This window comes from Vicinamibacteria bacterium (assembly GCA_035620555.1).
Classification (GTDB): domain Bacteria; phylum Acidobacteriota; class Vicinamibacteria; order Marinacidobacterales; family SMYC01; genus DASPGQ01.
This window is the reverse complement of record DASPGQ010000776.1, coordinates 1-4,169: the sequence shown is the minus strand read 5'-3', so window position 1 is coordinate 4,169 and position 4,169 is coordinate 1. Positions and strand designations below refer to the sequence as shown.

Sequence of the window (4,169 nt, the reverse complement as noted above, 5' to 3'; positions counted from 1 at the left end):
GCCCCCGTGCCGCTGGCCGTGACCCGCAGGAGAAGCTCGCCTTCGGATAATCCGGGGACGGTCTCCGGGCTCAACTGCACGTCGAGCGCGGGCTCGACCTCCCCTCGTTTCCATACGGCCCACGCTGGCCGAGGGACGAAGCTCTCATCCGCGAGCGCGACAACCCGATCGCCCTGGACAGCCTCCATCCGGATGGAGCTCACTCCACGGGCAGGCTCCCTCGCGGTTACGGTCAGGTCGGTACCGGCGCGGCCGACTCCCGGCCGGTCTGTCCGGACGTCCACCGAAGGCGCTGGCCCCGGCCAAAACAGCACGAACAGGAGGACGAAGGTCAAGACGGCGGCAAGGAGGTATCCGAACGGCCTGCGCATGGTTCGGCGCATTGTACCGTTTCAGGCCCGGTGCTCGTGGGCCATCGACCCGAAGGGCTCGGCAATCTGCCGGTACGACGATCGGGCGCGGATCCCGCGGTGCTCGCCCTTTTGGGAAATCAGCTCCCGCCGAATCTCCACTTGATGCCGATCTGGGCCTCCCGGGAAACTCCGTCGAACCGATCGCAGTTGGTCGTGCTCGGGTCGCTGCCGCACAGACCGTAGATCGGCGATTCGTACGAGAAGGTCGTCGTTCGAAAATTCTCGCTGTTGAAAACGTTGAAGACCTCGAAGAGGAGGTCGATTTCGCCCGCCGCTCCGAGATTGCGGGTCCACATGACACGGAAGTCGACGTTGTAGAACTCCGGCTGACGCTCGGGGAAGCGGGGAACGATGCGGCCGCTCGAATCCACCGGTCGGTCGAACGTGTTGCCGTCACCGTTGACGTCGACGCTATGGAAAGCGGGAATGGGGAGACCGGAGCGGAACGTCCCGAGCCCGCTCAGGGTGAAGCCGCCTCCGAGCTCCGCCGTTCCCTGGAAGACGAAACGGTGAGTGATATCGCGCTCGTCGATCCCGAAGTCGCTCTCGAGGTCGAAGGCGTTCGAGGGGCCCATGGTGAACCCGATATCGCGCTCGGGATCGGCGTTGGACTCGTCCCGGGACCAGGTGTAGTGCGCGAGGAACTGGGCGCGGTCCGTGAATCCCTTCTTCAGTTTGACGGTGACCGCCTTGTATCGCGCCCGGCCCAGGCTCGAAAGCATATCGGCCTGGAAAACGCTGTTAGAGGGCCGCCCGCGCGTAAAGACATCGACCCCAATAGGCCGCCCGAACTCGTCGGTGCCCGAAGGCGCGAACGTGTTCTGGTCGAACGTGGTGTTGAATCCTCCGATTCTCGCATTCTCCGTGCGGGAGTAAATAAAGTCCACGCCCGCGGAAAGATTGGGGACGAGCTCGCGCTCGGCGCCCACGTTCACGTTCAAGACGCGGAGGTTCTGGAAGTCCTCGGAAACGAAATTGACCGACGATATCAGCCCCGGGGTCACGGGGACGACGCTCGGCGGCGTGTCGGGAAACACGGCGCCCGGCGGTAGTGCCCCGAAGAAAAAGCCGACGCTGTCTCGAAAACCGGCGCCTCCGGTGGGCATGAAGATCGTCGCCGTCCGGCCGAAGTAGACTCCCGCTCCTCCGCGGACGACGGTCCTCCCATCGCCCGTCGGATCCCAGGAAATGCCCAGCCGGGGTCCGAAGTTGTTGGTGTCGCTGGCGATGGTCTGCGGAATCGAGCGAAGGTCCATCCCCGGTGCCTGGCGGACCGAGCCCACGGTGCCGTCCGGATTCGCGATCGGGAGCTTGGGGTCGCCGTTCATCTGGGCTTCGTAGCGCAATCCAAAATTGAGGGTCAGGTTGGGAGTCGCCTGCCACTTGTCCTGGACGAAGAGGCCCAGCTCGTTCGTCCAATAGTCGTCGGTGGTAGCGGTGCCTTCGTTGAAGGGCTCGAAGAACTGCCGGAAGATGAAAGCGAAAGGCTGGCGGGCCTGGAAGTCTTCCATGGTGAGGAACCAGTAGCTCCCCCGCGACCAGCCGATGAAGGCGTTGTTCGTGAGCTCGGTGGCGTTCCAGTCGACACCGAACTTCACGTCATGGCTGCCAAAGAGATAGCTGAAGCTGTCGGTGACCTGGAACCGGTTGTTGTCGCCCTTGATGGGAAGGAAGAACTCGCGCCCGAAGCAGCCTCCCTGGGGGAACGAGAACCCGCAGGTATCACCGATCTGTACTTCCGGCAGATCGGACTTCGCGTCGCGCGGCCGGATCTCGTGAATGTAGTGGAACTTGAGCTCGTTGAACGCGCGGGTGCCGATGACGCTGGTCAGGCTCGCGACCACGGACGTGGCGGTGTTGTTGAAGTCCTCGAAGTTCTCCGCCGCCCCTCCCACGATGGACTGCCCGCGGCCACCGGTGAAGTTGATGGTGTCGTTCTCGCTCCGGTTCAAGCGCACCGACAGCCGGTTGTTGTCGGTGATGTCGAAATCGACCTTTCCAAAGAACGTCAAGAGATCCTGCGTCTCTGGATTGGGGCCTTCGAGATCCGCCAGATTGGTGATTCCGTACTCCGGGACCGAGATGCCGTTGACATCGCGGGCGAATCGGGTAATGACGGTGTCGTCCCGATTCTGCGCATCGAAGGCGAAGAAGAAGAACGCCTTGTCCTGCTTGATGGGCCCGCCGATGCTGGCGCCGAATTGCTGCTGATCGAACTGATCGGAAGGATTGCCGAAGGGATCGTCCGACTTCAGGCCGGAATCACGGAAAAAAGCGAACCCACCTCCGCGAAGGTCGTTGGTTCCCGACTTGGTCACGACGTTGATCACGCCACCGGTGGAGCGGCCGAACTCCGCGTTGAATCCGTTGGTCAAGACCTCGAACTCCTGCACCGCTTCCTGGGAGATCGCGAAGTTCTTGGTCTCGAGCGAACCGGTATACTCGGCGAAGAAGGGGTTGGTCATGTCCGCTCCATCGACAGCGAGAAGCGAGTAGTCGCCCTGCTGGCCGCCGAATCGCAAGGGAGAGCGGAGGCCCGGCGTCTGCTGAACGCCCGGCGCGAGCAAGGCGAAGTCGCGGAAATCCCTGCCGTTGATCGGAAGCGTGGCGATGGCTTTTTGATTAAGGGTGGTGCTCACGATCGATCGCTGGATCTCGATGACCGGAGTCGCCGCGGTGACGGTGACCGCCTCGGTGACGCTGGCGAGCGGCATGGTCAGGTCGATGACCGGCGCCGAGCCCACCGTGACCACGACACCTTCCCGGGTAACGGTGGCGAAGTTCGGGAGCTCCGCCTGGATCGTATAAGCCCCGACGGGAAGGAGTGGTGCACGGTAGCGACCCGTGTCGTCGGTCGTCACGACACGGGTGAGACCGGTTTCCACGTGGGTTACGGTGATGGTCACCCCCGGTAGCGTCGACCCGGTCTCGTCGCTCACCGTTCCCGACAGCTCGCCGCGATCGAGAACCTGCGAGAAGACAGGCACCGCGAGAAAAGCCACGACCAAGAGAGCGCTCGCTCCTTGAGTGGCTCGTAATGACCTCCGACGATGGGTCATAAGGCCTCCTGATTCGTCTCTTGCTTGGACGGCGTACGTCAGGTTCGAGAACCGGACCGATATGGTCGCGTATTCTAGAGCCGCCCCCTCGATCGAGTCAATGGACATATTTCTTTCTGAATCGAGACACTTCTGAGTGACGAGAGACCGTTCCGACGGACGCTATCGGGTCAGCCGATCCAGAAACAGAGCACGGAAACGCGCGGAGTCGACGGTCACCGGGACTCGAGCGTTCGGCTGGACCCGCGGAAACGACGTGATGCGGTAGTGGTCTCCAACGTCCTCGATCGCTTCGAGGAGAAGGTAGCGATTGGCGACGGTTTCCCCGTAGGTAAGGCTCCCCTTGGTCTCCACCTGGATATGCATCGGCCGGAGGTCGGTCGCGATCGAGAGGTCGATGGCGAGACCAACCGCAAGAGGGTCATGCAGGGCCGCCCCATCCATGAAACCGAGGCTCTCGGAGAAGGCGATGTAGAAATCGCCGATGTCCGCGGCATAAAGGGCCACGCGCGAGTCCGCAGCCCGGAGTCGCTCGAGGTCTTTCCGCGTGAGACGGGCCTGGTCCGTCGCTCCCAGATCAACCATTACGATCGGGATCCCCGACTCGAAGACGACCTTGGCCGCCTCGGGATCGTTATAGATGTTGGCCTCCGCCGCCGGGCTCGCGTTTCCTCCCACGATCGATCCCCCCATGAGG

Annotated in this window: 3 protein-coding genes; all 3 read right to left on the bottom strand. The window is 62.8% G+C overall.

Features of this window, described 5'->3' with window-relative positions; all coding sequences use genetic code 11:
• A partial coding sequence (locus VEK15_31355) for a hypothetical protein (protein ID HXV65234.1) occupies positions 1 to 371 on the bottom strand: 371 nt, incomplete at its 3' end.
• Between the two features lie 119 nt (positions 372 to 490).
• The gene (locus VEK15_31350) at positions 491 to 3,415 is read right to left on the bottom strand and encodes a carboxypeptidase regulatory-like domain-containing protein (GenBank protein ID HXV65233.1); all 2,925 of its coding nucleotides are present in this window, start codon (positions 3,413 to 3,415) and stop codon (positions 491 to 493) included.
• A 219-nt stretch (positions 3,416 to 3,634) separates the two neighbouring features.
• A partial coding sequence (locus tag VEK15_31345; GenBank protein ID HXV65232.1) for a nucleoside hydrolase occupies positions 3,635 to 4,169 on the bottom strand: 535 nt, incomplete at its 5' end.